21 protein-coding genes and 1 pseudogene are annotated in these 22,666 nt (G+C 72.5%); 12 read left to right on the top strand and 10 right to left on the bottom strand.

Annotation, left to right across the window (positions count from 1 at the left end):
- Positions 1-300 precede the first annotated feature (300 nt).
- Positions 301-693: an ankyrin repeat domain-containing protein gene (locus IE94_RS0117950; protein ID WP_030185206.1), complete on the bottom strand. Its 393-nt coding sequence runs from the start codon at positions 691-693 to the stop codon at positions 301-303.
- A 201-nt stretch (positions 694-894) separates the two neighbouring features.
- Here IE94_RS0117950 and IE94_RS0117945 point away from each other — a divergent pair, with 201 nt between their 5' ends.
- Positions 895-1,089, top strand: coding sequence for a hypothetical protein (locus IE94_RS0117945; RefSeq protein WP_003977410.1), 195 nt, complete (start codon positions 895-897; stop codon positions 1,087-1,089).
- Positions 1,090-1,142: 53 nt separating this feature from the next.
- Positions 1,143-2,897 (top strand): P-loop NTPase family protein, encoded by a 1,755-nt coding sequence (locus IE94_RS0117940; RefSeq protein WP_030185203.1) that lies wholly within the window; start codon positions 1,143-1,145, stop codon positions 2,895-2,897.
- A 106-nt stretch (positions 2,898-3,003) separates the two neighbouring features.
- Here the strand turns inward: IE94_RS0117940 and IE94_RS0117935 are convergent, their stop codons facing one another.
- Positions 3,004-4,512, bottom strand: a complete 1,509-nt coding sequence (locus IE94_RS0117935; RefSeq protein ID WP_030185199.1) for an SCO1417 family PLP biosynthesis transcription factor — start codon at positions 4,510-4,512, stop codon at positions 3,004-3,006.
- 115 nt (positions 4,513-4,627) lie between these two features.
- On the opposite strand from IE94_RS0117935, the gene yczE reads away from it, so the two are divergent.
- The 4 genes from yczE to IE94_RS0117915 all read left to right on the top strand — a co-directional run bounded on the left by yczE (position 4,628) and on the right by IE94_RS0117915 (position 8,139).
- A complete protein-coding gene (yczE, locus tag IE94_RS0117930; protein WP_037922900.1) occupies positions 4,628-5,314 on the top strand; it encodes a membrane protein YczE in 687 nt (228 codons plus the stop codon).
- Positions 5,311-6,078 carry a glycerophosphodiester phosphodiesterase family protein gene (locus IE94_RS0117925; RefSeq protein ID WP_030185195.1) on the top strand — a complete coding sequence of 256 codons (768 nt, stop codon included), beginning with the start codon at positions 5,311-5,313 and terminating at the stop codon, positions 6,076-6,078. Before yczE ends, IE94_RS0117925 begins: the two co-directional genes overlap by 4 nt.
- 53 nt (positions 6,079-6,131) lie before the next feature.
- Entirely contained in the window at positions 6,132-7,487 is a 1,356-nt protein-coding gene (locus tag IE94_RS0117920) for an MFS transporter (RefSeq protein ID WP_030185193.1), read from the top strand.
- A gap of 277 nt (positions 7,488-7,764) precedes the next feature.
- Positions 7,765-8,139, top strand: a complete 375-nt coding sequence (locus IE94_RS0117915; protein ID WP_003977404.1) for an RNA polymerase-binding protein RbpA — start codon at positions 7,765-7,767, stop codon at positions 8,137-8,139.
- Between the two features lie 112 nt (positions 8,140-8,251).
- On the opposite strand, the gene fxsA is transcribed toward IE94_RS0117915, so the two are convergent.
- The 4 genes from fxsA to IE94_RS0117895 form a co-directional block, all read right to left on the bottom strand.
- Positions 8,252-8,836 carry an FxsA family membrane protein gene (gene fxsA, locus IE94_RS0117910; protein ID WP_030185192.1) on the bottom strand — a complete coding sequence of 195 codons (585 nt, stop codon included), beginning with the start codon at positions 8,834-8,836 and terminating at the stop codon, positions 8,252-8,254.
- Positions 8,837-8,882: 46 nt separating this feature from the next.
- Positions 8,883-9,863: a polyprenol monophosphomannose synthase gene (locus IE94_RS0117905; RefSeq protein ID WP_245235275.1), complete on the bottom strand. Its 981-nt coding sequence runs from the start codon at positions 9,861-9,863 to the stop codon at positions 8,883-8,885.
- Positions 9,864-10,388: 525 nt separating this feature from the next.
- Positions 10,389-11,993, bottom strand: coding sequence for an amidohydrolase (locus IE94_RS0117900; protein ID WP_030185182.1), 1,605 nt, complete (start codon positions 11,991-11,993; stop codon positions 10,389-10,391).
- An 88-nt stretch (positions 11,994-12,081) separates the two neighbouring features.
- Positions 12,082-12,522, bottom strand: coding sequence for an Lrp/AsnC family transcriptional regulator (locus tag IE94_RS0117895; protein WP_019983923.1), 441 nt, complete (start codon positions 12,520-12,522; stop codon positions 12,082-12,084).
- 267 nt (positions 12,523-12,789) lie between these two features.
- Here IE94_RS0117895 and IE94_RS0117890 point away from each other — a divergent pair, with 267 nt between their 5' ends.
- Positions 12,790-13,227: a hypothetical protein gene (locus IE94_RS0117890; protein ID WP_030185178.1), complete on the top strand. Its 438-nt coding sequence runs from the start codon at positions 12,790-12,792 to the stop codon at positions 13,225-13,227.
- A gap of 175 nt (positions 13,228-13,402) precedes the next feature.
- Positions 13,403-13,720, top strand: coding sequence for a hypothetical protein (locus IE94_RS0117885; RefSeq protein WP_030185177.1), 318 nt, complete (start codon positions 13,403-13,405; stop codon positions 13,718-13,720).
- On the opposite strand, the gene IE94_RS0117880 is transcribed toward IE94_RS0117885, so the two are convergent.
- The gene (locus IE94_RS0117880; RefSeq protein WP_030185176.1) at positions 13,683-14,858 is read right to left on the bottom strand and encodes an acyl-CoA dehydrogenase family protein; all 1,176 of its coding nucleotides are present in this window, start codon (positions 14,856-14,858) and stop codon (positions 13,683-13,685) included. The genes IE94_RS0117885 and IE94_RS0117880 overlap by 38 nt on opposite strands.
- 333 nt (positions 14,859-15,191) lie before the next feature.
- On the opposite strand from IE94_RS0117880, the pseudogene IE94_RS35770 reads away from it, so the two are divergent.
- Positions 15,192-16,436 (top strand): annotated as a pseudogene (locus IE94_RS35770) (glycoside hydrolase family 18 protein).
- A 62-nt stretch (positions 16,437-16,498) separates the two neighbouring features.
- Here IE94_RS35770 and IE94_RS0117870 read toward each other — a convergent pair.
- The 3 genes from IE94_RS0117870 to IE94_RS0117860 all read right to left on the bottom strand — a co-directional run bounded on the left by IE94_RS0117870 (position 16,499) and on the right by IE94_RS0117860 (position 18,884).
- Positions 16,499-17,161 (bottom strand): TetR/AcrR family transcriptional regulator, encoded by a 663-nt coding sequence (locus tag IE94_RS0117870; protein ID WP_030185175.1) that lies wholly within the window; start codon positions 17,159-17,161, stop codon positions 16,499-16,501.
- 83 nt (positions 17,162-17,244) lie between these two features.
- Positions 17,245-17,385, bottom strand: coding sequence for an SCO1431 family membrane protein (locus IE94_RS39295; protein WP_106977898.1), 141 nt, complete (start codon positions 17,383-17,385; stop codon positions 17,245-17,247).
- Between the two features lie 119 nt (positions 17,386-17,504).
- A complete protein-coding gene (locus IE94_RS0117860; RefSeq protein ID WP_030185174.1) occupies positions 17,505-18,884 on the bottom strand; it encodes a peptidase C39 family protein in 1,380 nt (459 codons plus the stop codon).
- Positions 18,885-19,117: 233 nt separating this feature from the next.
- Between IE94_RS0117860 and IE94_RS0117855 the strand changes: the two genes are divergently transcribed.
- The 3 genes from IE94_RS0117855 to IE94_RS0117845 all read left to right on the top strand — a co-directional run bounded on the left by IE94_RS0117855 (position 19,118) and on the right by IE94_RS0117845 (position 22,665).
- The gene (locus IE94_RS0117855) at positions 19,118-19,687 is read left to right on the top strand and encodes a uridine kinase family protein (RefSeq protein WP_245235273.1); all 570 of its coding nucleotides are present in this window, start codon (positions 19,118-19,120) and stop codon (positions 19,685-19,687) included.
- A 429-nt stretch (positions 19,688-20,116) separates the two neighbouring features.
- Positions 20,117-21,973, top strand: coding sequence for an AAA family ATPase (locus IE94_RS0117850; RefSeq protein ID WP_030185168.1), 1,857 nt, complete (start codon positions 20,117-20,119; stop codon positions 21,971-21,973).
- Between the two features lie 32 nt (positions 21,974-22,005).
- Positions 22,006-22,665, top strand: a complete 660-nt coding sequence (locus tag IE94_RS0117845; RefSeq protein ID WP_030185166.1) for a hypothetical protein — start codon at positions 22,006-22,008, stop codon at positions 22,663-22,665.
- Position 22,666 lies beyond the last annotated feature (1 nt).

Here is a 22,666-nt window from a genome sequence, read left to right as displayed (position 1 = left end):
GGGAGCACGCGTTTACCTGGCCGTGCGCCAACACGTCGGAGCGCCCGCCGTCTCTTGCTTGCTGAAGACCATGTTCCTCTGCCTCTCGTCGGTGGCCCTTGCGAGCCGTGTCACGGCCCGCGCGGTGCGGCAACACCTGCCCAGCCATCACGTCCGTGAACCACGTCGTCATGATGGCCCGGCGGTCACATCTGCCGCGACCGAAATTTCGGCGGCCCTGTACCGCCTCCCCCGTTTCCACTGTTTTCCCTGGTCAGAAAATGTGGAGTGGCCCTGGACGGGGCCCTCTCCGTCGTCCCGTCACTGGGCGCCGAACAGCTCCAGCAGGTCCGTCCGGGCGAACATCCGCGCCGTGTCGACGGCCGACGGGGTGCCCGCCGCCGGGTCCGCGCCGGCCTCGAGCAGCGCCCTGGTCACTTCCGTCTCGCCCTTGAAGGCGGCTCCGGCGAGCGGCGTCTGGCCCCGGTCGTTGACGCGGTCGGCGTCGGCGCCGCGGGCCAGCAGCGCGCGCACCGCGTCGGCGTGCCCGTGGTAGGCGGCGAGCATGACGAGGGAGTCACCGCGGTCGTTGGTGAGGTCGGCCGGCACGCCGGCGTCCACGTACGCGACCAGTTCCTCGGTCCGCCCCTGCCGGGCCAGATCGAAGATCTTGGTCGCCAGCTCCACGACCTCGGGGTCGGGGGCTTCACTCATCTGCCGGACCACCTCTCACTGCGAACATTCGGCAAATCGCCAGGGTACTGGCTCGCGGCGCACCCGAGCGGCCCAAGGACCGCTCCGCCACCCGAGGTAATTCGGTCGAATTTCCCCCATTTGCACCTTTTATCGTATGGATACATGCTGTGAGCCTGGAAGTACTCATGGTGACTGTCCCCGTGAACCAGGAGAACTCACATGATCCTCTCGATCTCAGGCGTGGTCCTGCTCGGCATCGTCGTCTTCATCTTCTTCCGCAAGGACGGCCTCAAGGCCTCGCACGCGCTGGTCGCCGTACTGTTCGGCTTCTATCTCGCGAGTACGGCCATCGCCCCGAGCATCAAGGCGGGCGGCGAGAGCCTGGCGGGCCTCCTCGGCGGCATCAAGTTCTGACGGCCCGCTCCCCCCGCCCGACATCCGCACGTACGCACCTCCAGGAGGCAGCAGTGGCCCGGCGGCCCCTCCCCCGCATTCTCAGCAACGGCGGCGCACAGCTCGCCCGGAGCCGGGAGCTGGCCCGGACGGCGGCCGACGGCGCCACCGACGTCCTCCAGCCGCTGATCACGATCGGCCGCGGTCTGCGCCGACTGGCCGCGGCCGCGCGGCGCAGATGGGCCGAGACCCCCAAGGACCGGCGCGGCGCGCTGCTGTTCCTGGTGGCCTCCGTGGTCCTGGTGGTGGCGCTCGTGCCGTACGGCCCGCTGCTCGCCGTCATCGCCCTGATGGCGGCGGCAGCCTGGCAGGGCAGGGAGCGCACCCCGGCGGCGCCCGAGGGCACCGACGACACCCGGACCAGTCGCCTGCAGTCGCTCTACGAGGCACTGGTCCCGTACTTCTCCCTCGCGGAGGACCCCGACCCGCTGTACGCCCACGGAGGCGGGTGGGAGAAGGCGTTCCCGGCGTACGAGTTCGACGACGACGGGCGCGTCGCCCACCTGGTGATCCGCTACCCCGCCTACTTCACCGACGGCGAGGCGGAGTCCCGGGCCCGGATCGAGCACCTGCTCACCGCGAAGTCCGGCCGGGGCCGGGAGTACCACTTCACGTGGGACGAGGAGGCCAACCACCTCTGCGTCGACGTGCTCGCGGCGCTGCCCACCGACATCGCCGCCCAGCGCTTCGTGACGGCGCCCGGCGAGACCGTCCTCGGCTTCACCGACCCGACCCGGGTCCAGCGCACGCTCCCGCTCACCCACGGCGTGGAGCAGCGGGACGTACCGCCGGTCGTCTGGCGCACCGGCATCCGCTCGACCGAGCCCCACCTGCTGGTCCTGGGGCAGCCCGGCACCGGCACGTCCACCCTGCTGCGCTCGGTCGCCCTCCAGGCGCTGAACCACGGCGACCTGCTGATCGTCGACGGCGGCGGCACCGGGGAGTACGCCTGCCTGGTGGGCCGGGACGGCGTCCTGGCCGTGGAGTGCGGCCTCACCGGCGCCCTGACCAGTCTGGAGTGGGCCGCCGCCGAGACGGAACGGCGGCTGATCTCCGTGAACCGGGCCCGCCAGCAGGGTCTGGCGGCACCGGACGACACCCGGCGGCCCCTGTGGGTCTTCCTGGACCGTCCGACCGCGTTCACCCACCTCGCCACCACGGACGGCCGCCGGGACCCGCAGACCCTGCTCCAGGTCCCGCTGCGGCACGGCCGGGCCGCGAACGTGACGGTGGTCGTCGCCGACCAGCTGGACGCCCTGGACAGCCTCACCGACGCCGTGCGCCAGCACACGCGCGCGCGTGTCGTGCTGGGCCCGGCCACCGCCGAGGAACTGGCGCACGCGTTGGGCGCTCCCCCGCACACCACGCCCCTGGACCAGGTCCCGCCCGGGCGCGGATACGCCCGTCTGGGCAACGGCCCGGTGCACCGCCTCCAGGTCCCGGCCACTCCCGACCCCTACGACGACGCGACGAGCGAGGCACACCGGCAGGCGGTGCTCGACCTGCTCCCCCCGCGCACGACACCGGCGGACGGCGAGCAGGCGCCCCTTCCTCCGGAGGCGGAGGCCGAGGCCGAGGCGAAGTCGAAGGCCGTCTCCATGAGCAAGGACGCAGCCCCGGTCAGCGAGGCCGCGAGCGAGCCGCAGGAGACCGTGGCGGAGACGGAGCCGACCCCGGTGACGGCCCGGAAGCCGACGGCGGGGACACCGACCGAGCCGGCTCCCGCTGAGCCGGTCCCCGCCGAGGCCCTCGCTGCGGAGACCTCCTGACGCCCCGGCCGGGGCGGCGCACCCACCGCCCAGCCCCGGCCCTCGCGCACCCTCCGCGGGTCAGCGTCCCGGCCGCCCGCCGTCGCCGGCGGAGTACACCACGGTCCTAAGCCACGAAGGTCCGCGGTGCCTCACCGCCGCCACCGACGACGCCGCCCCCGCTCTCCACCAGCCGGGCCGCGGCGGCCAGTCGTGCCGCCGCTTCCTCGGCCACCGCGCCGCCGACCGTGAACGGCAGCCGGACGTACCCCTCGAAGGCACCGTCGACCCCGAAGCGCGGCCCGGACGGAACACGGACGCCCACCCGCTCCCCCGCCTCGGCGAGCCGGGAACCCGACAGGCCCCCGGTCCGTACCCACAGGGTGAGCCCGCCCCGGGGCACCTCGAACTCCCAGTCCGGCAGCTCCCGCCGTACCGCCGCCACCAGCTCGTCCCGGTTCTGCCGGGCCTGTTCGCGGCGCACCGTCACGGCCTGCTCCCAGCCGCCGGTGCTGAACAGCCAGTTCACCGCCAGCTGCTCCAGCACCGGCGTGCCCAGGTCGGCGTACGCCCGCGCGGCGACCAGGCTGCGGATCACGTCGGGCGCGGCGCGGACCCAGCCGATGCGCATCCCGGCCCAGAAGGCCTTGCTCGCGGAGCCGACGGTGATCACGGTGGACCCCGCCGGGTCGAAGGCGCACACGGGGCGCGGCATCTCGACGTCGTCGTCCAGCCACAGCTCGCTCATCGTCTCGTCGGCCACGAGCACCGTGCCCGCGGACCTGGCGGCGTCCACCAGCCGCCGCCGCTGGTCTTCGTCGGCGAGCGCGCCGGTCGGGTTGTGGAAGTCGGCGACGACGTAGGCGATGCGGGGCGCGGCGTCGCGGAGCACCTGGCGCCAGCGGTCCACGTCCCAGCCGGTGAGCCCCTCGGCCATCGCGACGGGCACCAGCCGGGCACCGGCCTCGCGCATCAGCTGGAGGATGTTGGCGTAGGACGGGGACTCCACGGCGATGCGCTCGCCGCGTCCCCCGAAGAGGTGGCAGATGGCGTCGATCGCGCCCATGGCCCCCGTGGTCACCATGATCTGCTCGGGCATGGTGGGGATGCCCCGCGCGGTGTAGCGCTCGGCGATCATCGCGCGCAGCGCGGGCAGCCCGGCCGGGTAGTCGCCGTGGGTGTGCGCGTACGGCGGCAGTTCCTCCAGGGCGCCCTGCACCGCGCGGGTGAGCCAGGGCTCGGGTGCGGGCAGCGCCGCGCAGCCCAGGTCTATCACCGAGCCGAGGGCCTCCGGCGGCAGCGGCTCGAGACCGCGGGCCGGCAACGGGTTCCCGGCCGGTACCGCCGTCCAGCTGCCCGCGCCCCGCCGGGACTCCAGGAAGCCCTCGGCACGCAGCGCCTCGTAGGCGGCGGCGACGGTGGTGCGGCTGACGGTCAGGGCGAGGGCCAGCTCCCGTTCGGCGGGCAGCCGGGCGGCCACCGGGACGCGGCCCTCCAGCACGAGCAGCCGGATGCCGTCGGCGAGCGCGCGGTAGGCCGGCGGGCGGCGCGTGCCGGGCCCGGCCGGGCGGTCCTGCTGGGAGCCGAGCAGCCGGGCGAGCTGCCCCGCCCCCACGGCCGAGGTCCACTGCACCAAGAAAATCAGTCCACCTTCCCCGAATTGGCCATGGTTCACCGTACTTCTCAAGCCACACAGTGTCACGTGGCAGTCCACTACCACGGCCCAGGGGGGACTCTTGTCCAGGCAGACCATGCAGACCATGCAGACCGGGGAGGCCGGGCAGACCGGGCGGTCCGGGCGCCTCGCGCGGCGGCTCACCCAGCTCTACGGCGGTCTCGTGCTCTACGGCGCGAGTTCGGCCCTGCTGGTCAGGTCCGGACTCGGCCTCGAACCGTGGAACGTGCTGCACCAGGGCCTCGCGGAGCACACCGGGCTGTCGATGGGCGTGGTGCTGACCATCGTGGGCGCGGCGGTCCTGCTGCTGTGGATTCCGCTGCGCCAGCGGCCGGGCCTGGGCACCGTCTCCAACGTGCTCGTGATCGGCGCGGCGATGGACGCCACGCTGGGCCTCGTCCCGGACGCCCACGGCTGGACGCCGCGGATCGCCGCGATGGTGGCGGGCATCGTCCTCAACGGCGCGGCGACCGGGCTGTACATCGCCGCACGCTTCGGTCCGGGCCCGCGCGACGGCCTGATGACGGGGCTGAACCGGCGCACGGGGCTCTCGGTGCGTCTGGTGCGGACGGCCGTCGAGATCGCCGTCGTGGTGACGGGCTTCGCCCTCGGCGGCACGGTCGGCCTGGGGACCCTGCTCTACGCCCTGTCGATCGGCCCGCTCGCCCAGGTGTTCCTGCGTGTGTTCGCCGTGCCGCCGTCACCGCACGGCAGCACGGTGGTTGCCGCGGGTCGGCCGCGGCGCGCGATACTGCGTCGGTGACCACGCCGATACGCCACCCCTACCTCGACCACCCCGGTCCGATCCCGTTCGCCCACCGGGGCGGGGCGGCGGACGGCCTGGAGAACACGCTGCGGCAGTTCCGCCGCGCGGTCGAGGCGGGCTACCGGTACATCGAGACCGACGTGCACGCCACGCGGGACGGGAAGCTCGTCGCCTTCCACGACGCCACCCTGGACCGGGTGACGGACGGGGCCGGGCGGATCGCCGACCTGCCGTGGGAGACCGTGCGCCACGCGCGCGTGGCGGGCCGGGAACCGGTGCCGCTCTTCGAGGAGCTCCTGGAGACCTTCCCCGAGGTGCGCTGGAACATCGACGTGAAGGCGGAGCCCGCACTGCTGCCCCTCCTGGAACTGATCGACCGGACCAACGCCTGGGACCGGATCTGCGTCGGCTCGTTCTCCGAGGCCCGCGTCGTCCGCGCCCAGCGACTCGCGGGCCCACGCCTGGCCACCTCGTACGGCACCCGGGGTGTCCTCGGCCTGCGGCTGCGCTCCTGGGGCGTACCGGCCGCGCTCCGCCGCTCGGCGGTGGCCGCGCAGGTCCCCGAGGCGCAGTCGGGCATCCCTGTGGTGGATCACCGGTTCGTGCGCGCCGCCCACGCGCGCGGGCTGCAGGTGCACGTCTGGACGGTCAACGACGCGGACCGCATGCACCGGCTCCTGGACCTGGGAGTGGATGGCATCATGACCGATCACATCGACACACTGCGCAAGGTCATGGAGGACCGCGGCGCCTGGGGATGAGACCCGGCCGCGCCCCGGGGACGGTGCGCGTTCACGGGAAGAGCGAGGGCACGGTGGGCACCGACACCCTGCGGACGGCCACGGCGGACGGGGCCGACCCGGCCGCCGAACGGCGGCGCGAGCAACGCGGCTGGTACTTCTACGACTGGGCGTGCTCCGTCTACTCGACGAGCGTGCTCACCGTGTTCCTGGGCCCCTATCTGACCTCGGTCGCCGAATCGGCGGCGGACGCGGACGGCTACGTCCACCCCCTGGGCATACCGGTGCGCGCCGGGTCGTTCTTCGCGTACTCGGTGTCGCTGTCGGTGATCTTGGCGGTGCTGGTGATGCCCCTGGTGGGCGCCGCCGCGGACCGCTCGGGCCGCAAGAAGCCGCTGCTGGCCGCCGCCGCGTACACCGGCGCCGCGGCCACGACCGGCATGTTCTTCCTCGACGGGGACCGCTACCTGTTGGGCGGCCTGCTCCTGGTCGTCGCCAACGCGGCCCAGTCGGTCGCGATGATGCTCTACAACTCCTACCTGCCCCAGATCGCCCCGCCCGAGGAGCGCGACGCGGTCTCCTCCCGAGGCTGGGCCTTCGGCTACGCGGCCGGCGCCCTGGTCCTGGTCGTCAACCTGATCCTCTACACCGGCCACGACTCCTTCGGGTTGAGCGAGAGCGCGGCGGTCCGCATCTGCCTGGCCTCGGCGGGCCTGTGGTGGGGCGCCTTCGCGCTCATCCCGCTCCGGCGGCTGCGCGATCGGCGCGCGGCGGCCCGGGAGTCGGCGCTGCCCGGCTTCCGGCAGCTCGCGGCGACCGTCCGGGACATGCGGCGCCGCCCGCTGACGCTGGCCTTCCTGCTGGCGTACCTCGTCTACAACGACGGCATCCAGACGGTGATCTCCCAGGCCTCGGTCTACGGTTCCGAGGAACTGGAGCTCGGGCAGTCCACGCTGATCGTGGCGGTGCTCCTCGTCCAGGTGCTGGCGGTGGCGGGCGCGTTGGCGCTGGGCCGGCTGGCCCGCAGATACGGGGCCAAGCGCACCATCCTCGGCTCGCTGGTCGCCTGGACGGTGACCCTCGCGGCCGGGTACTTCCTGCCGGCCGGCGCACCCGCGTGGTTCTTCGTGCTGGCCGCCGGGATCGGGCTCGTCCTGGGCGGCAGCCAGGCGCTCTCCCGCTCCTTGTTCTCCCACCTGGTCCCGCCGGGCAAGGAGGCCGAGTACTTCTCGGCGTACGAGCTGAGCGACCGCGGGATGAGCTGGCTGGGGCCGCTGCTCTTCGGGCTGACCTACCAGCTCACCGGGAGCTACCGGGACGCGATCATCTCGCTGGTGGTGTTCTTCGTCCTCGGGTTCGTGCTGCTCGCGCGGGTCCCGGTGCGGCGGGCGATCGGCGACGCGGGAAATCCGGTTCCCGAAAGGATTTAGCACTCGGCGCGAAAGGGCTGTAGTGTACGCGTTTGGCCTGCCAGGCGTACCGTTACTGCGCGTCAAAGGTGCCGAATCGCTATGTCACATCTGCCAGCAGAGGTGACAAACCGGACGTCGGCGGGTACTGCACTGGTTGCAAGGCTGCGGCTGCGACGGCGACGCAGGGCCCGGATCGGGAGTCGGGACGGGAATCTTTACCGCCGCCCGGACGTTGACCGGATGACGACGACAGCGACACCTGTCCTGTGGGCGACAAGCCCGGGAGGCACGATTCATGAGTGAGCGAGCTCTTCGCGGCACGCGCCTCGTGGTGACCAGCTACGAGACGGACCGCGGCATCGACCTGGCCCCGCGCCAGGCCGTGGAGTACGCATGCGAGAAGGGGCATCGATTCGAGATGCCCTTCTCGGTCGAGGCGGAGATTCCGCCGGAGTGGGAGTGCAAGGTCTGCGGGGCCCAGGCACTCCTGGTTGACGGCGACGGCCCTGAGGAGAAGAAGGCCAAGCCCGCGCGTACGCACTGGGACATGCTGATGGAGCGCCGCACCCGCGAGGAGCTCGAAGAGGTCCTCGAGGAGCGGCTGGCCGTTCTGCGCTCCGGCGCGATGAACATCGCGGTCCATCCGCGAGACAGCCGCAAGAGTGCGTAGCGGGAAACCGTAGGCGACACAACCGAACAACCGCGGGTGCCGTACATGGCTTCATGTACGGCACCCGCGGTTTTGTCCTGTCCCGGGGCCACCCCCGGCAGGAGGCGGAGACTCAGCGCGTCAGTGGCGGACGGGGGTCCTGCGGGGCGTCGTCCGGATCGTCCCGTATGACCTCGCCCTGGACCACCTTGCCGTCCGGGCGGTGCATCCGGGCCTGGTGGAAGGCGTCGCCCAGGGTGCCGGGAGAGGCCTCCCGGAGCTTGCGCTCCACCGTCCGCTGGGCGTACCGGCCGACGGCCTTCTGCACCGGGGGCAGCAGCATGAGCAGGCCCAGCGTGTCCGAGATCAGTCCGGGCAGGATCAGGAGCAGCCCGCCCAGCATCATCAGGCCGTTGCCCTCGCTGTTCGGACGGGCCTCGGGCGGGATGCCGGACCGCGTGGCCGACTGCTGCTGGTCAAGGGTCTGCGTGAGGTTGCGGAAGGCCCGGCGGCCCGCCGCCTTGATGACCACGGAGCCGAGGACCACGCCGGCGACCAGGAGCAGGAAGACCACGAAGCCGCTGGACGCCCCCGCGACCACGGTCAGCAGCCAGATCTCCAGCACGAGCCAGGCGGCGACGCCCAGCGGCAGGAAGGTGCGCAGCCGGGAGCGCGGAGGCCGGGCAGGGGACCTGGGGGTCTGGGCGCCAGTCGTCATACTCCCAGTGTGCCTGGCCCCGGTTCAGTCCGGCATCAGCGGGTGGTCAGGCCTTGGCGTCGGACGCCTTGGCCGACTCTTCGCCGGACTTCGCCTCCCCGTCGACGGACTTCGCCGACTCTTCACCGGACTTCGCCGACTCGTCGACGGACTTCGCGGACCCGTTACCGGACTTCGCGGTCTCGTCGCCGGGGGGCGCCTGCCCGTCGGCCGTCTGCCTGTCGGCCGCCGTGCCGGGCCGCCGGTCGCGGCCCAGGACCTTGCCGACCCTCTCCCCCACGCCCCAGGTGGTGACCCGCCACAGGGCCTCCACCAGGATGTCGCGGCTCATCTTGGAGTCGCCGAGTTCGCGCTCCACGAAGGTGATCGGCACTTCCACGACGTGGTAGCCGGCCTTGATGGCGCGGCGCGCGAGGTCGACCTGGAAGCAGTACCCCTGGGAGGCGACCTCCTCCAGCCCGAGCCCTTCCAGGGTCTCGCGGCGGAAGGCGCGGTAGCCGCCGGTGATGTCGCGCAGCGGCAGATCGAGCGCGATCCGCGAGTACATGCTGCCGCCGCGCGAGATGATCTCGCGGGACTTGGGCCAGTTCACCACCCGGCCGCCGGGCACCCAGCGGGAACCGAGCACCAGGTCCGCGCCCTTGAGGGCGGTCAGCAGGCGGGGCAGTTCCTCGGGCTGGTGGGAGCCGTCGGCGTCCATCTCGATCAGCACGCCGTAGCCGTGCTCCAGGCCCCAGCGGAAACCGGCGAGATAGGCGGCGCCCAGGCCTTCCTTGCCCTTGCGGTGCATGACCTGGACGTGGTCGTCGCCGGCCGCCAGTTCGTCGGCGAGCTTGCCGGTGCCGTCGGGGCTGTTGTCGTCGGCCACGAGGACGTGCGCCTCGGGGACGGCCTCGCGCACGCGCGTGACGATCGCCCTGATGTTCTCCGCCTCGTTGTAGGTCGGGATGATCACCAAGGCCGTGCCCAGGGGGCCGAACCGCCTCACCCGCCCCGCAGCCGCGGGCGTCCCGTCGCCGTCGTTCACCACTGCCCCTTCGTGTCCGTACACAGAGGTCCACCATAATCGCCGCGGCCTGCGCCGACGTGACAGGACGGTCCTACGGTGGTGTCGTTTTCCCGGAACCGGGGTAGGGATGGCCGATTCAGGCCGTTTGTGCGACGGATGGGGGCCCGGCGCCCTTCGGGCCGGCCCGGGACCCGCCGGCTGCGGGTCGACCTAGGCCGTTGTCTACTGAGCGCCCGGGCCCCACCCGGGTCACACCTCCCGGCCGGCCGGAACGTTCCCTCGTCGCGGTGCGGGCACTGAGCCTGGCTCCCAGTGGCGGTGCCCCGGTGCGGCACACCGTCCCTGACTCAGCGGCGCCGCGACGCGTATGCGGAAGGTTCCCCGGTCGGGCGTCCGGTGGTGGACTCCGCCGAACCTACCGGCCCCCCGCCGTCGCCTGTCAACAGTCGTTCCACCTGCACCTTTGACGCCAATGCGCAGGTCAGCGCGGAGGAGACGCAGGTCGTGGCCCCGCGAAGATCATCGCCCCGTCGGCCGTGGAGATCACTCGCCCGGCCGTACGAAGACGGTCCGGCCGCCCACCACGGTACGCAGGCAGACGGGCAGGTCCCGGCCGGGGGCGAGGTCGGGCAGGCCGGGCGTGCCCGAGCGCGGGTCGGTCGACCAGCGCGCCACCCTGTCGTCCGGGGCCTGCACCACGAGGTCGCCCGTGCGCCACACGGCGTAGTCCGCGGGCGCGCCCGGCACCAGGACGCCCGCGTCGTCGCGGCCGATCGCCCGCCAGCCGCCACGTGTGTGCGCCGTGAACGCCGCCCGGACGGAGACGCGGTGCTCCGGCGTGCGGTGGAAGGCGGCGGCCCGGACGGTGCCCCACGGGTCGAGGGGCGTGACCGGGCTGTCGGAGCCGAAGGCGAGCGGCACACCGGCGCGCAGCAGGGCCGCGAAGGGGTTGAGGGTGCGCGCCCGCTCGGCGCCCAGCCGCCGGGCGTACATGCCGTCCTCGCCGCCCCAGAGCGCGTCGAAGGCGGGCTGGACGGAGGCGGTCAGCCCCAGCTCGGCGAAGGCCGCGACGGTCTCGGGGGTGAGCATCTCGGCGTGCTCGATCCGGTGGCGGGCGGCGCGCACACGGGCGCGGCCCATCTTGTCGGCGGCGGCGCGCACTCCCTCCACGACGGCGCTCACCGCGGCGTCGCCGATGGCGTGGAAGCCCGCCTGGAGGCCGGCCTCGGTGCAGGCGACGACGTGCGCGGCGACGGCGACGGCGTCCAGGTGGGCGGTGCCGGTGTGGCCGGCGTCGGCGTAGGGCTGGTGCAGGCAGGCGGTGTGCGAGCCGAGGGAGCCGTCGACGAAGAGGTCGCCGGCGGCTCCCACGGCGCCCAGCTCGCGCGCCTTGTCGACGTCCTGTTCGGCCCAGTAGCCGATCACCCGCGGTCCGGACTCCTCGGCGGACAGGCGCAGCAGGCCGGTGAGGTCGTCCTCGGAGGAGATCTCCGGGCCTGCGCATTCGTGAACGGTTCCGATGCCGAGGGAGGCGGCGTGCGCGAGCGCGGCGCGCTGGGCCCCGGCGCGCTGGGCGGGGGTGACGGCCCCGAGCGCGGCGGCGCGGACGGTGTGGTGGGCGTCGCCGGTGAGCGGGCCGTCCCCGGGTGCGAGACCACCGGGCGCCAGGTCGAGCAGGGCGGTGGTGACGACGGCCGAGTGGACGTCGATCCGGCTGAGATAGAGGGGACGACCGCCGGTCGCCGCGTCCAGTTCGGCGCGCGTCGGGGGCTGTCCGTCCGGCCAGCGGGCGGCGTCCCAGCCGTGGCCCAGGAGCACGCGGTCGTCCGGGCGGGCGGCGGCGAAGTCCCGTACGAGGGCGAGGGCCGCCTCGCGGGTCGGGGCGCCGGAGAGGTCGAGCCCGGTGAGGGCGAGCCCCGTGGCGGTGGTGTGCACGTGTGCGTCGGTGAACGCCGGGGTGACGAGCGCGCCGTCGAGGTCGATCACCTCGTCGACCCCGTCCGCGAAGGCGTCCGCGGCGCCCTCCGAGCCGACCCAGGCGACCTGGCCGCGTTCGACGACCATGGCCGTCGCGAAGGGGTCGGCGGGACTGTGGACCTCGCCGCGGCGCAGCAGGACGGTCGAGGACGGGGTGGTGGACTCACTCATGGACACCAGTCTCGCCCCTCACGGGCGCCGTCCGGCAGCCGGGGCGGCCCGGCCGCCGCCCTCGGCTCCCGCTGCCGCGCCCGCGCCCTCAGATCCGCGGGGGACGGGACTCGTAGGGGGTCGACAGGACCACGGTGGTGCGGGTCGACACACCGGCCAGCGAGCGGACCCGCGCGAGCAGTTCCTCCAGCTCGTGCGGGGTGGCCACCCGGACCTTGAGGATGTAGTTCTCGTCGCCCGCGACGCTGTGGCAGGCCTCGATCTCGGGGACCCCGGCGAGGCGGTCCGCGATGTCGTCGGGAGCGCTGGGGTCGAACGGTTTCACCGAGATGAACGCGGTCATCGGCAGCCCGACGGCCTCCGGGTCGACGACCGCCGCGTACCCGCGGATGACGCCACGCTGTTCCAGCCGCCGCACCCGCTGGTGCACGGCCGACGTGGACAGGCCCGTGGCCTTGCCCAGGTCAGTGTAGCTCATCCGCCCGTCCTTGACGAGCAGCTGCACGATCTGTCGGTCCAGCTCCTCCATGGCGCAAGAACCTACAGTGCGGTTGATCTCCTCGGACACCTGAGCAGTCCGGGTCATGTCCCGTTCGTGATGTGACGGGGCGTCGGACGAGGGCCGGGCGGGGACAAACCCGCCGCACGGGGCATCTGCGAGGGGCATGTGACGAACACCACACTGGTTGAACGTTCTCCGTGATGTTCTCGTGATTACCCCGGAGGGGGGACGGGAAGTGCTTGCTGTGGTCGAGGCCGCAGTGCCGTCCCGGCCCAGCCCGAGGGGGAGAATCCCATGCAGAGTCTTAAGCGCCCTGGTCGTACCGCGCCCAAGCGGCAGCAGCCGGTCGTCGAGCCCGTACCGGAGGGCGTCGAACCCGACGCCTTCGACGACGAGGAAGTCGACACCTACGACACCTTCGAGATGTACCGGGTGTTCTGCCCGGACTGCGCCCAGCCCATCGCCCTGCTGGCCGACGAGGAGACGCTGCCGGAGCACGCGCTGTGCGCCTCGCCGTGGAACCCGTTCGGGCTCACGGTCTGCGCCGGCACCGGCCGCCGGGCCACCGAGGCGCGCCCCGCCGACGAGTCGTTCGAGCCCCACGAGCAGGACACCGCCCTGTTGTTGACGCTCCCCCGCGGCCTCGACTGGCGGACCCAGCCCTTCTCCCACGTCGGCGGCCCGGGCTCGCGCCCGATGCGGGTGCCGACGATGCGGCGCGAAGCGGCCTGAGGCGCCCGAGCACCCGGTTCGCGGCGCTCGCCCTGTCATTCCTCGTCCCGGTCGCGCCACGGCTCGCAGGAGGCCGTGGCGCGGTGCGGCATGCTCCGGTGCGGTGGACGCGCACGAACTCACTCTCGATTGCCTCCGCCGGTGACCTGTCCGCGTCTCACCGCGTTGCCCGGGTATGACCCCCACGTACTCGTCGTCCGGGAGTCGGCGCCGCGTGTTCGTACCGGCGTCCGCGGGACCGGTTCCCCCGGCCCCGCAGATCCCCGACCCGCCGATCTACCGTGAGCTGATGCGGACCTGGGCCGACGGCGGCCGCACCCTGCCGGGGCGCCACGACCCGGAGTGGGTCAGGCTCGCGGAACCCCCGCGCGGACTCGGCGACTTCTTCGCCACGGGTGACTTCTTCACCACCGGCGACTTCCGGGCCGGCGGCGACCTCACCGTCGCCGCCGACTTCAGCGCTCCTCGGGACCCGCGAGGTGACGGGCGATGACCATCCGCTGGATCTGGTTGGTGCCCTCGACGATCTGCAGCACCTTGGCCTCGCGCATGTACCGCTCGGCCGGGAAGTCGGCGGTGTAGCCGTATCCGCCGAGGACCTGCACGGCGTCGGTGGTGACCCGCATCGCCGTGTCGGTGCAGTGCAGCTTGGCCATGGCGGCCTGCTTGGCGAAGGGCCGTCCGGCGTCGCGCAGCCGTGCCGCCGTCAGGTACAGGGCCCGGCCTGCCTCGATCTGCGTCGCCATGTCGGCGAGCATGAAGCGCAGCCCCTGGAAGTCGGCGATCGGCTTGCCGAACTGCCGCCGCTCGGCCGCGTAGGACACCGCCTCGTCCAGGGCCGCCTGGGCCACGCCGATCGCGCAGGCGGCGATGCCGAGCCGGCCCGAGTCGAGCGCGGACAGGGCGATCGCGAAGCCCTGTCCCTCGTCGCCGAGGCGGCGGGCGTCGGGGATCCGCACGCCGTCCAGGTGGATCTGCGCGGTGGGCGAGCCCTTCAGCCCCATCTTCTTCTCCGGCACCGCGGCGCTCAGCCCCTCGGCGTCACCGGGCACCAGGAAGGCCGTGATGCCGCGCGGGCCGTCCTCTCCGGTGCGGGCCATGACGGTGTAGAAGTCGGCGATGCCGCCGTGCGTGATCCACGCCTTGGTGCCGGTGATCACCCAGTCTCCGCCGCTCTCGCGCACGGCCTTGGTCCGCAGCGAGGCGGCGTCGGAGCCGGAGGCGGGTTCGGAGAGGCAGTAGGCGCCGAGCAGCCCGCCGCCGAGCATCGCGGGCAGGTGCTCGGCCTGCTGCTCCTTGGTGCCGTGGGCGGCCAGCGCGTACGAGGCGAGCGTGTGCACGCTGACGCCGAGGCCGACGGTGAGCCGGGCCGCGGCCAGCTCCTCCAGGACCTGGAGGTAGACCTCGTACGGCTGCTCGCCGCCGCCGAACTCGGCGTCGTAGGGCAGTCCGAGGAGGCCGGAGTCGGACAGGAGGGTGAAGACCTCGCGCGGGAAGCGTCCGGCGTCCTCCTCCTCGGCCGCGCTCGGGGCGATCTCACGCTGCGCGATGTCGCGGACGAGCGAGATCAGGTCCCGTGCCTCGTCCGTCGGCAGTTGCCGGTCCACCGGCTGCGGGGCGCGGTCGGGCATGGCGACGCTCTCCTCCCTGTCGGGCACATCGGCGGACGTGCGCCTTGGGTGGAGGCGGCTCCGCCGGTCGTTCGGGCCTGGCCGATGCTCGCACTCCCGGGTCGCGGAAGCGGCTGACCAGCGGCTGTGCGCTGTGAGTATGCCCGATCGGAGGCATGGAGTCACCAGTTAACGACCGCTTACTCGGAGAATTCCGAGAATGGCCGGAAGCCAAGAATGGTCCGAACCATTGACCATGCTGGTCTAGTCCTCCTACGGTGACGGATCGAACGCCTTACCGCGTTCATGCCAATCGGCGCGCGTTTCCCTCTTCCCCCCACGAGGAGACACCCGATGCACGTCCCGCACCTCCCCCGCGTCCGCCCCATCCGGACGCTGTTCTCCGCCCTGTGCACCCTCGCCCTCGGCGCCGGTCTGCTGGCCGGCGCCGGCCCGGCCACGGCCACCTCCGAGGCCCCCGCCGCGCAGGCCGCGGCCGGGTCCAAGGTCGTCGGCTACTTCACCGAATGGGGCGTCTACGACCGCAACTACCACGTCAAGAACATCGAGTCCTCGGGCTCCGCCGACGAACTCACCCACATCAACTACTCGTTCGGCAACGTCACCGGCGGAAAGTGCGCCATGGGCGACGCCTACGCGGCGACCGACCGGGCCTACACCGCCGCCGACTCCGTGGACGGTGTCGCCGACACCTGGGACCAGCCGCTGCGGGGCAACTTCAACCAGTTGCTCAAGCTGAAGAAGAAGCACCCCGACCTGAAGATCCTCTGGTCGTTCGGCGGCTGGACCTGGTCCGGCGGCTTCGCGCAGGCCGCGCAGAACCCGCAGGCGTTCGCCCAGTCCTGCTACGACCTGGTCGAGAACTCCAAGTGGGCCGACGTCTTCGACGGCATCGACATCGACTGGGAGTACCCGAACGCCTGCGGCCTGAGCTGCGACACCAGCGGCCGCGACGCCTTCCCGAAGCTGATGAGCGCCCTGCGCGCCAAGTTCGGCCAGGACTACCTGGTCACCGCCGCGATCACGGCCGACGCCACGGCCGGCGGCAAGATCGACGCGGCCGACTACGCGGGCGCCGCCCCGTACGTCGACTGGTACAACCCGATGACGTACGACTTCTTCGGCGCCTGGGACGCCACCGGGCCGACCGCCCCGCACTCGCCGCTGACCTCGTACTCCGGCATCCCGAAGGAGGGCTTCCACACCTCGGCCACGATCGCGAAGCTCAAGGGGCTCGGCATTCCCTCCTCCAAGCTCCTGCTCGGGCTCGGCTTCTACGGCCGCGGCTGGACCGGCGTCACCCAGTCGGGACCGGGCGGCACCGCCACCGGTCCGGCGAAGGGCACGTACGACGACGGCATCGAGGACTACAAGGTGCTGAAGACCCGTTGCCCGGCGACCGGCACGGTGGGCGGCACCGCGTACGCCAAGTGAGGCGACGACTGGTGGAGTTACGACACTCCGCAGACCATCGCCACCAAGATGTCGTACAAGAACGAGCAGGGCCTCGGCGGCACCTTCTTCTGGGAGCTGAGCGGCGACACCGCGAACGGTGAGCTGATCAAGGCGATCGACTGAACCACCCGGCGCCCACGGGGGGGGCGAGGGGGCAGAGACCGGCTCGGGTCTTTGCCCCCTCGTCAGGCGTCGTCCCGGCGGGCCGGGGCGGGGGCCGGGTAGGCGGGGTCCAGCTCCTCGATGGCGCGCAGCGTGCCGCCGAGCGACTTCACCAGCAGCTCGCACATGATCTCGCGGGGCAGTCCCGGGCGGGCGATCCAGTCCAGGGTGGCGCCCTCGACGCCGCACACCCAGGCGAGCAGCCCCATACGCGCCAGCGGCCCGATGTCCGAGCGCCCGTAGGCCCCTTCGGCGATGGTGGCGACGATCGCCTCGCGCACCCCGTCCCGGATGGCGTGCACCTCGGCGTCGAAGCCGACCCCGCCGCTGACGATGGTGCGGTAGGCGGCGTGGTTGTGCTCGGCGTAGCGCAGGTAGCCGTCGATGGTGCGGTGGACGCGGTCCACCTGGGGCAGTTCGGTGCCACGCGCCGCGGTGGTGACGAGGCCGGCGACGGAGTCCTGGATGATCGCCAGGTAGTAGCCCCGCTTGGACTCGAAGTAGTAGTAGATCAGCCCCTTGGCCACATGCGCCTGGCGGGCGATGTCGTCCATCGAGAGCGCGTCGTAGGACGTGTCGGCGAACAACCTCCGCCCGATGGCGATGAGTTCGGCGCGGCGCGCCACGGAGCGCTCGGTGCCGCGCGCCCGGGGACGGACGTCGGCACCTTGTTGACTGATATTCAATTTCGACCCTGGTCTCCTACGGGCGGCGGGACGCTTCGCAGTATGGCAGGTCGGATCGTGGGGCAGGTCACACCCCGGTCACGTCACAGGAGGCCCAGCTGCACCACGAGCATCGCGACCACCACGACGAGGGTCCAGCCCATGACGTGTTCCAGGATCTTCGGGCCGTCGTCCTTGGGGCCGCCGGTGCGGACACGGGTGGCGGCTGCGCTGTGTGCGGTCATGGCTTCTCGCTGCTCTCGGGTCGGGCTTCGGCGGAGTCCCCCCGCTCACGGTGTCCACCTTGCCACTGTGAGCGGCTTTTGCGTCCGAGAGCTTGGTCACAGCCGTGCGGCCCGGCCGCTCAGCGCACCCCCACCGCCGCGAGAGCCTTGCGCTGGAGTGGGCCAGGACGGGCCGGGAAGTACAGGTAGCAGACGCCGCCGGTGCCGGAGACGACCTTGCCACTGGCGTTGTACCGCTTCGTCCTGAGCCAGATGTTCTCCCACTCGCGCCGCCGGTAGACGCGGCGCACCGCGTCGTTGTCGTCCGAGGCCGGGTCGTTGGCGATCACGTCGCCGTCGGCGGTGAAGCCGATCACGGTCATCAGGTGGCCCGAGGTGCCGTAGCCCGCGCCGGTCAGCTCCTCCTCCAGGAACGACTGGGACGTTATGGCCGGGATGCCGGCCGCGATCAGCGTCTCCAGGTCGGCGAGGGAGCCGAGGCGGGTGACCACGCCCTGGAGGCCCTCGAACGTGGCGGCGTAGGCGGCGTTGAAGGGCCAGTTGCCGCAGCCGGCGTACTGGTGATCGTACGTGTACCGGGCGGCATGGCAGACCTGCGGGTCGGTATACGAGGGGTCGACCCAGGCGAGCTGCTCCTCGGTGAGGCGCCCGCCCCAGTACTCGACGATCATCTGCGAGGAGGTGGGGCTGCACCAGGCCTCGCCGCCGTTGTCGTACTCGGGGTACTGGCCCTTGTGGATCTCCTGCGAGTAGCGCGGGACGCGCAGTTCCCCGGCGTGGCCCGGGGCGGAGGCCGGCACGGTGAAGCGGTCGGGGATGTCGGAGCCCATCGCGCCGAGCCGCCAGACGGTGGGCGTGACGCGCGTGCCGGGGCGGCGGTGGAGGGTGAGCCGCAGCCGGTAGGAGACCAGGCGCAGGCCGGTGGAGGCGTCGTCGACGGAGAAGGTGTCGGTCCAGATGCTGCTCCTGCCGTCGCTCTGGTCGTCGAGGGAGGTCCGCCGGATGTCCTGCTCGCCGTCGCCCGACGCCCAGCGGCCCATCACGTACCAGGGCGTGTCCGTGCCGTCGGAGTAGGTGCCCTTGAGCTCGACCTGGATCCAGGTGCCGGCCGGCGTGTGCGCGTTCCAGGAGGCGATGACCTCCGTCGAGGGCACGGTGAGCCGGTGGACGGGAGAGGTCCAGGTCGCGTACTCCCAGGCGGCGGTGGTGCCGGTGTGCGGGTCGGTGTAGTCGGTGGTGCCGGCCGGGGCGCCGATCACGACGCCGGGGCGGGCGCCCGCGACGGGGCGGGCCCCGCGGACGGCCCCGGCCCGCCAGTCGCCGTAGGTGGTCCAGGCGTGGTAGTCCACCGGCCGGGCGCCCGCCCGGCCGGGGTCCGCGCCGCCACCGGCGCCGGGCGCCGACTGGGCTACGGCCGGGATCGCGCCGCCCGCCACCGCGGCCGCGGCGACGGCCGCGGCCAGGAGGGCTCTGCGGGACGGCTGTTCGACTCTGCTCATGGGCGGGAGACCCCCAGGTGTCCGGGTCGGGCGGATCCGTCTTGCACGGTCGTGCGCCAACTATGGCCGCAGCCGCCCGCTCCTGCCAGCACTTCCACGCACGCCGCGCCACCAATATTGGTGTCGACCACTGGTTAGAGTGCGGGTGAACGTGTCCGCCTCCGTCGCCCACGGGACCCGCCATCCTCGACCTCGCAGCCCGGCTCCGCCGGCTTCCCCCCTCCTGCGGTTCGGTGCGTCTGATCGGTGTCGACGGGTACGCCGGGTCCGGGAAGTCCACGTTCGCCGGACGTCTGTCGGCCGAGCTGGGCGGCGTGCCGGTGCTGCACCTCGACGACATCGCCAGTCACGACGAGCTGTTCGACTGGACCGCACGACTGCTCGACCAGGTGATCGAGCCCCTGCGGCGCGGTGACACCGCCCACTACACCCCCTACGACTGGCGGGCCCGTCGGTTCGGCACCCCCCGTGCGCTGCCGCCCGCTCCCCTGATCCTGGTCGAGGGCGTCGGCGCCGGCCGCGAGGCGCTGCGGCCGCACCTGGCCGGGCTGCTCTGGATGGATCTGCCCCGGGAACGGGCGTGGGAACGCGGACGGGCGCGCGACGGAGCGGAACAGCGGACGTTCTGGGACGGGTGGATCCCGGCCGAGCGCCGGCACTTCGCCGAAGACCCCTCTCGCCCCTTCGCGCACCTTCTGGTGCGACAGCGCGAACAGGGGTACGAGGTGCTGCCGGGGCCCGCGGGAACCACCTCCGGAGCCCACTTCCTCACCCAGAGTGACGGACCCTCCGCAATGTGCTGAACTCGTGAAGATCGCACACGGACAACGCGCCGACGTGCCCCAACTTCGCTTGACCCGGGGGCCGTACAGGTCTTACGTTCTGGATGTGCGGCAGCTCGAAGCCGCCGGCAGACGCGAAGCCCCCGGTTGTTCCCCCGTGATCGGGGGCTTCGTTCTGCCCCGAGGCTGTTTTCCGGCTGCTCCGCGGCGCCGTACGCTCACCCTCAGTCACCGTTCGGCCCTGCGCCCCACCCGCTCCCACCTCGTGGAACGACCCCTCCCGCACCCTTCGGAGGAAAGACCGCCGCGGGTACGATGCCCTCGGTGCGACCTACGGGAGATTGCCGCACGCACCTGCAACTCCGGTCCGCGGTACAGCCGTTGACCAAGGCGGCCGACGGGCGACGGCTCGGCGGCATACCGACGGGGGCACGGTAGGTGGGGGACGTGATGGACTTCGGCACGCAGGGCCCACAGGCCCCGGCCGAACTCGCCTGGCTGCGCGGCGTGGACGCCTACACCATGGGGGCCTACCCGCAGGCGGAGGAGGAGTTCCGGGCGGCGGTACGGATCGACCCCACGATGGCCGACGGCTGGCTGGGACTGCACGCCCTGCGCGTGGACACCACCAACGCGCTCCTGCGAATGTTCCGCAACCGCGACCGCTTCGGCGAGCAGCGGGCCCGCCACCGCCGGACGCTCAACTCCTGGTACTGGCTGGGCTGGTGGGTGCAGCCGGTGCTGGAGAACCCGCGCGACCTGCTGCTGGCGCACGCCTCGCACTGGCTGGACGGCCGGCACGTCCCGGAGCTGGACCGGGCCCTGGCCGGGCTGCCCCCGGTGGACTCCGACCCCCAGGTCCGCTTCCTGCACGCGTGCCGCTCCTATCTCGTCAAGGACTGGGAGCAGCTCGTCCGGCACACCGACCCGCTGCTCGGCGACCCCTTACTGGGCATCGAGGCCGGCCTGTTCAGCGGCATGGCCCGGGTCCGCCTGGAGATGTACGGGCAGGCCGAGCCGCTGTTGTCGGCGGCCCTGATGCGGTGCCGCAGCGAGCAGCCGCAGCGCAAGGAACTGCGCTACTGGCTGGCCCGGGCCCACGAGGGGACCGGGCGCAGCGCCGCCGCGCTCCCGCTGTACCGGGCGGTGCACCGCGTCGACCCCGCGTTCATGGACACCTCGGCCCGGCTGGCCGCGATCGCCGAGGGGGACGGGTACGACGACTCGGCCGACCTCACGGGACTCGCGCAGGCGGGGGTGGGGGCGGACGGCCTGGACGGACTCGACCCGTTCTTCGGCACCGAGGAGCGCGACGTCAAGCTCTCCGCTCCCGAGCCCCAGCCGGCCGCCCCGCTGCCCCGGCTCGGCGGACCGTCGGTGCGCGAGAAGGCGGGCGGACCCGACCCGTCCCTGCCCAGCGGACCCACCGATCCCGCGTTGCTGGAGGAGGCGCTCGCCGAGCTGGAGCGGATGGTGGGCCTCGAACCGGTGAAGCGGCAGGTCAAGGCGCTGTCCGCGCAGCTGAACATGGCGCGGCTGCGGGCCGGTCAGGGCCTGCCCGTGCAGCCGCCCAAACGTCACTTCGTCTTCTCGGGCCCCTCCGGCACCGGCAAGACCACCGTGGCCCGGATCCTGGGCCGGGTCTTCTACGCCCTCGGGCTGCTGGGCGGCGACCACCTGGTGGAGGCGCAGCGGGCCGATCTGGTCGGCGAGTACCTGGGGCAGACCGCCGTGAAGGCGAACGAGCTGATCGACTCCGCGCTCGGCGGTGTCCTCTTCGTCGACGAGGCGTACTCCCTGTCCAACTCCGGGTACGGCAAGGGCGACGCGTACGGCGACGAGGCACTCCAGGTGCTGCTGAAACGGGCCGAGGACAACCGGGACCACCTGGTGGTGATCCTGGCCGGCTATCCGGAGGGCATGGACCGGCTGCTCAGCGCCAACCCGGGGCTCTCCTCCCGCTTCACCACCCGGGTCGACTTCCCGTCGTACCGGCCGTTGGAGCTGACCTCGATCGGCGAGGTGCTCGCGGCGGAGAACGGCGACGGGTGGGACGAGGAGGCGCTGGACGAGCTGCGGTCGATCGCCGGGCACGTGGTGGACCAGGGGTGGATCGACGAGTTGGGGAACGGGCGGTTCCTGCGGACGCTGTACGAGAAGAGCTGCGCGTACCGGGATCTGCGGTTGTCCGTGTATCCGGGGGCGCTGACCCGGGACGACCTGGCGACGTTGCGGCTGCCGGATCTGATGCAGGCGTACGGGGAGGTCCTGAGCGGGCGCGGGCCGCAGGATCCGCCGGGCCCCTGACGGGCGGGAGCGCGCCTCCGTATGGTTGCTCCATGCTGACCGGTACCGCCGCACGCCAGTGGTCCACCACGTTGGACCGATCGTTCCTCGCCGTGATCGAGGCGCACGGCCTGGAGGAGCAGCCGGACGCGCGCGCGTTCGGCGCGCACGTGGAGAAGGCGGTCACGGACCGCTGGGAAGACCTGTGCGCGACATGGGGCGCGGATGCGCTGCCCCGGCCCGGACGGCGGTCGATCTACGACGCCGGGTTCAGCACGGCGGGCGAGGTGGTGGGCGTCGACTTCAAGTCCAAGGACCTCGCGGACGGCCGGTACTCGGACGGCGGCGTGTGCAGTGTCGGCAACCTGCTGCGCTTCTACGAGAGCGGCGCCACCTTCTTCATCACCGAAGTCGGGTACACCCTGACGGGCCGGACCGCCACGTTCTCGTATGTGCGGACGGCCCCCTTTCACGCGCTGCCCGCGCCGCTGTACCGCATCGAGAACCTGGGCACCGGGCAGGTCCGGCTGAACGCGACGCTCCAGAGCTGCTGGGGGGAGATCGAGTGGGACAGGTCCCTCCCCGGCTTCCTCGACCTGTTCCTGGGGCTCGCGGAGGAGCACTACGACCGGGTCGCCCGGGCCGCAGAGGCCCGGGCGACGACGCTGGCCCGGTACCGGGCCTCGGGGTACCGGGCCCTGGGACGGCTCTGAG

Source organism: Streptomyces violaceorubidus (assembly GCF_000717995.1).
Classification (GTDB): Bacteria; Actinomycetota; Actinomycetes; order Streptomycetales; family Streptomycetaceae; genus Streptomyces; species Streptomyces violaceorubidus.
The sequence above is the reverse complement of the archived record's forward strand: the minus strand, read 5'-3'. Positions and strand labels throughout refer to the sequence as shown.

Coding starts and splice junctions, on each gene's coding strand:
- yczE (WP_037922900.1), top strand. CDS start 4,628: ATGCAGACCATGCAGACCGGGGAGGCCGGGCAGACCGGGCGGTCCGGG.
- IE94_RS39295 (WP_106977898.1), bottom strand. CDS start 17,385: ATGACCGCACACAGCGCAGCCGCCACCCGTGTCCGCACCGGCGGCCCC.
- IE94_RS0117880 (WP_030185176.1), bottom strand. CDS start 14,858: ATGCCCGACCGCGCCCCGCAGCCGGTGGACCGGCAACTGCCGACGGAC.
- IE94_RS0117945 (WP_003977410.1), top strand. CDS start 895: ATGATCCTCTCGATCTCAGGCGTGGTCCTGCTCGGCATCGTCGTCTTC.
- IE94_RS0117845 (WP_030185166.1), top strand. CDS start 22,006: ATGCTGACCGGTACCGCCGCACGCCAGTGGTCCACCACGTTGGACCGA.
- IE94_RS0117860 (WP_030185174.1), bottom strand. CDS start 18,884: ATGAGCAGAGTCGAACAGCCGTCCCGCAGAGCCCTCCTGGCCGCGGCC.
- fxsA (WP_030185192.1), bottom strand. CDS start 8,836: ATGACGACTGGCGCCCAGACCCCCAGGTCCCCTGCCCGGCCTCCGCGC.
- IE94_RS0117885 (WP_030185177.1), top strand. CDS start 13,403: ATGACCCCCACGTACTCGTCGTCCGGGAGTCGGCGCCGCGTGTTCGTA.
- IE94_RS0117900 (WP_030185182.1), bottom strand. CDS start 11,993: ATGAGTGAGTCCACCACCCCGTCCTCGACCGTCCTGCTGCGCCGCGGC.
- IE94_RS0117850 (WP_030185168.1), top strand. CDS start 20,117: ATGGACTTCGGCACGCAGGGCCCACAGGCCCCGGCCGAACTCGCCTGG.
- IE94_RS0117915 (WP_003977404.1), top strand. CDS start 7,765: ATGAGTGAGCGAGCTCTTCGCGGCACGCGCCTCGTGGTGACCAGCTAC.
- IE94_RS0117950 (WP_030185206.1), bottom strand. CDS start 693: ATGAGTGAAGCCCCCGACCCCGAGGTCGTGGAGCTGGCGACCAAGATC.
- IE94_RS0117890 (WP_030185178.1), top strand. CDS start 12,790: ATGCAGAGTCTTAAGCGCCCTGGTCGTACCGCGCCCAAGCGGCAGCAG.
- IE94_RS0117895 (WP_019983923.1), bottom strand. CDS start 12,522: ATGGAGGAGCTGGACCGACAGATCGTGCAGCTGCTCGTCAAGGACGGG.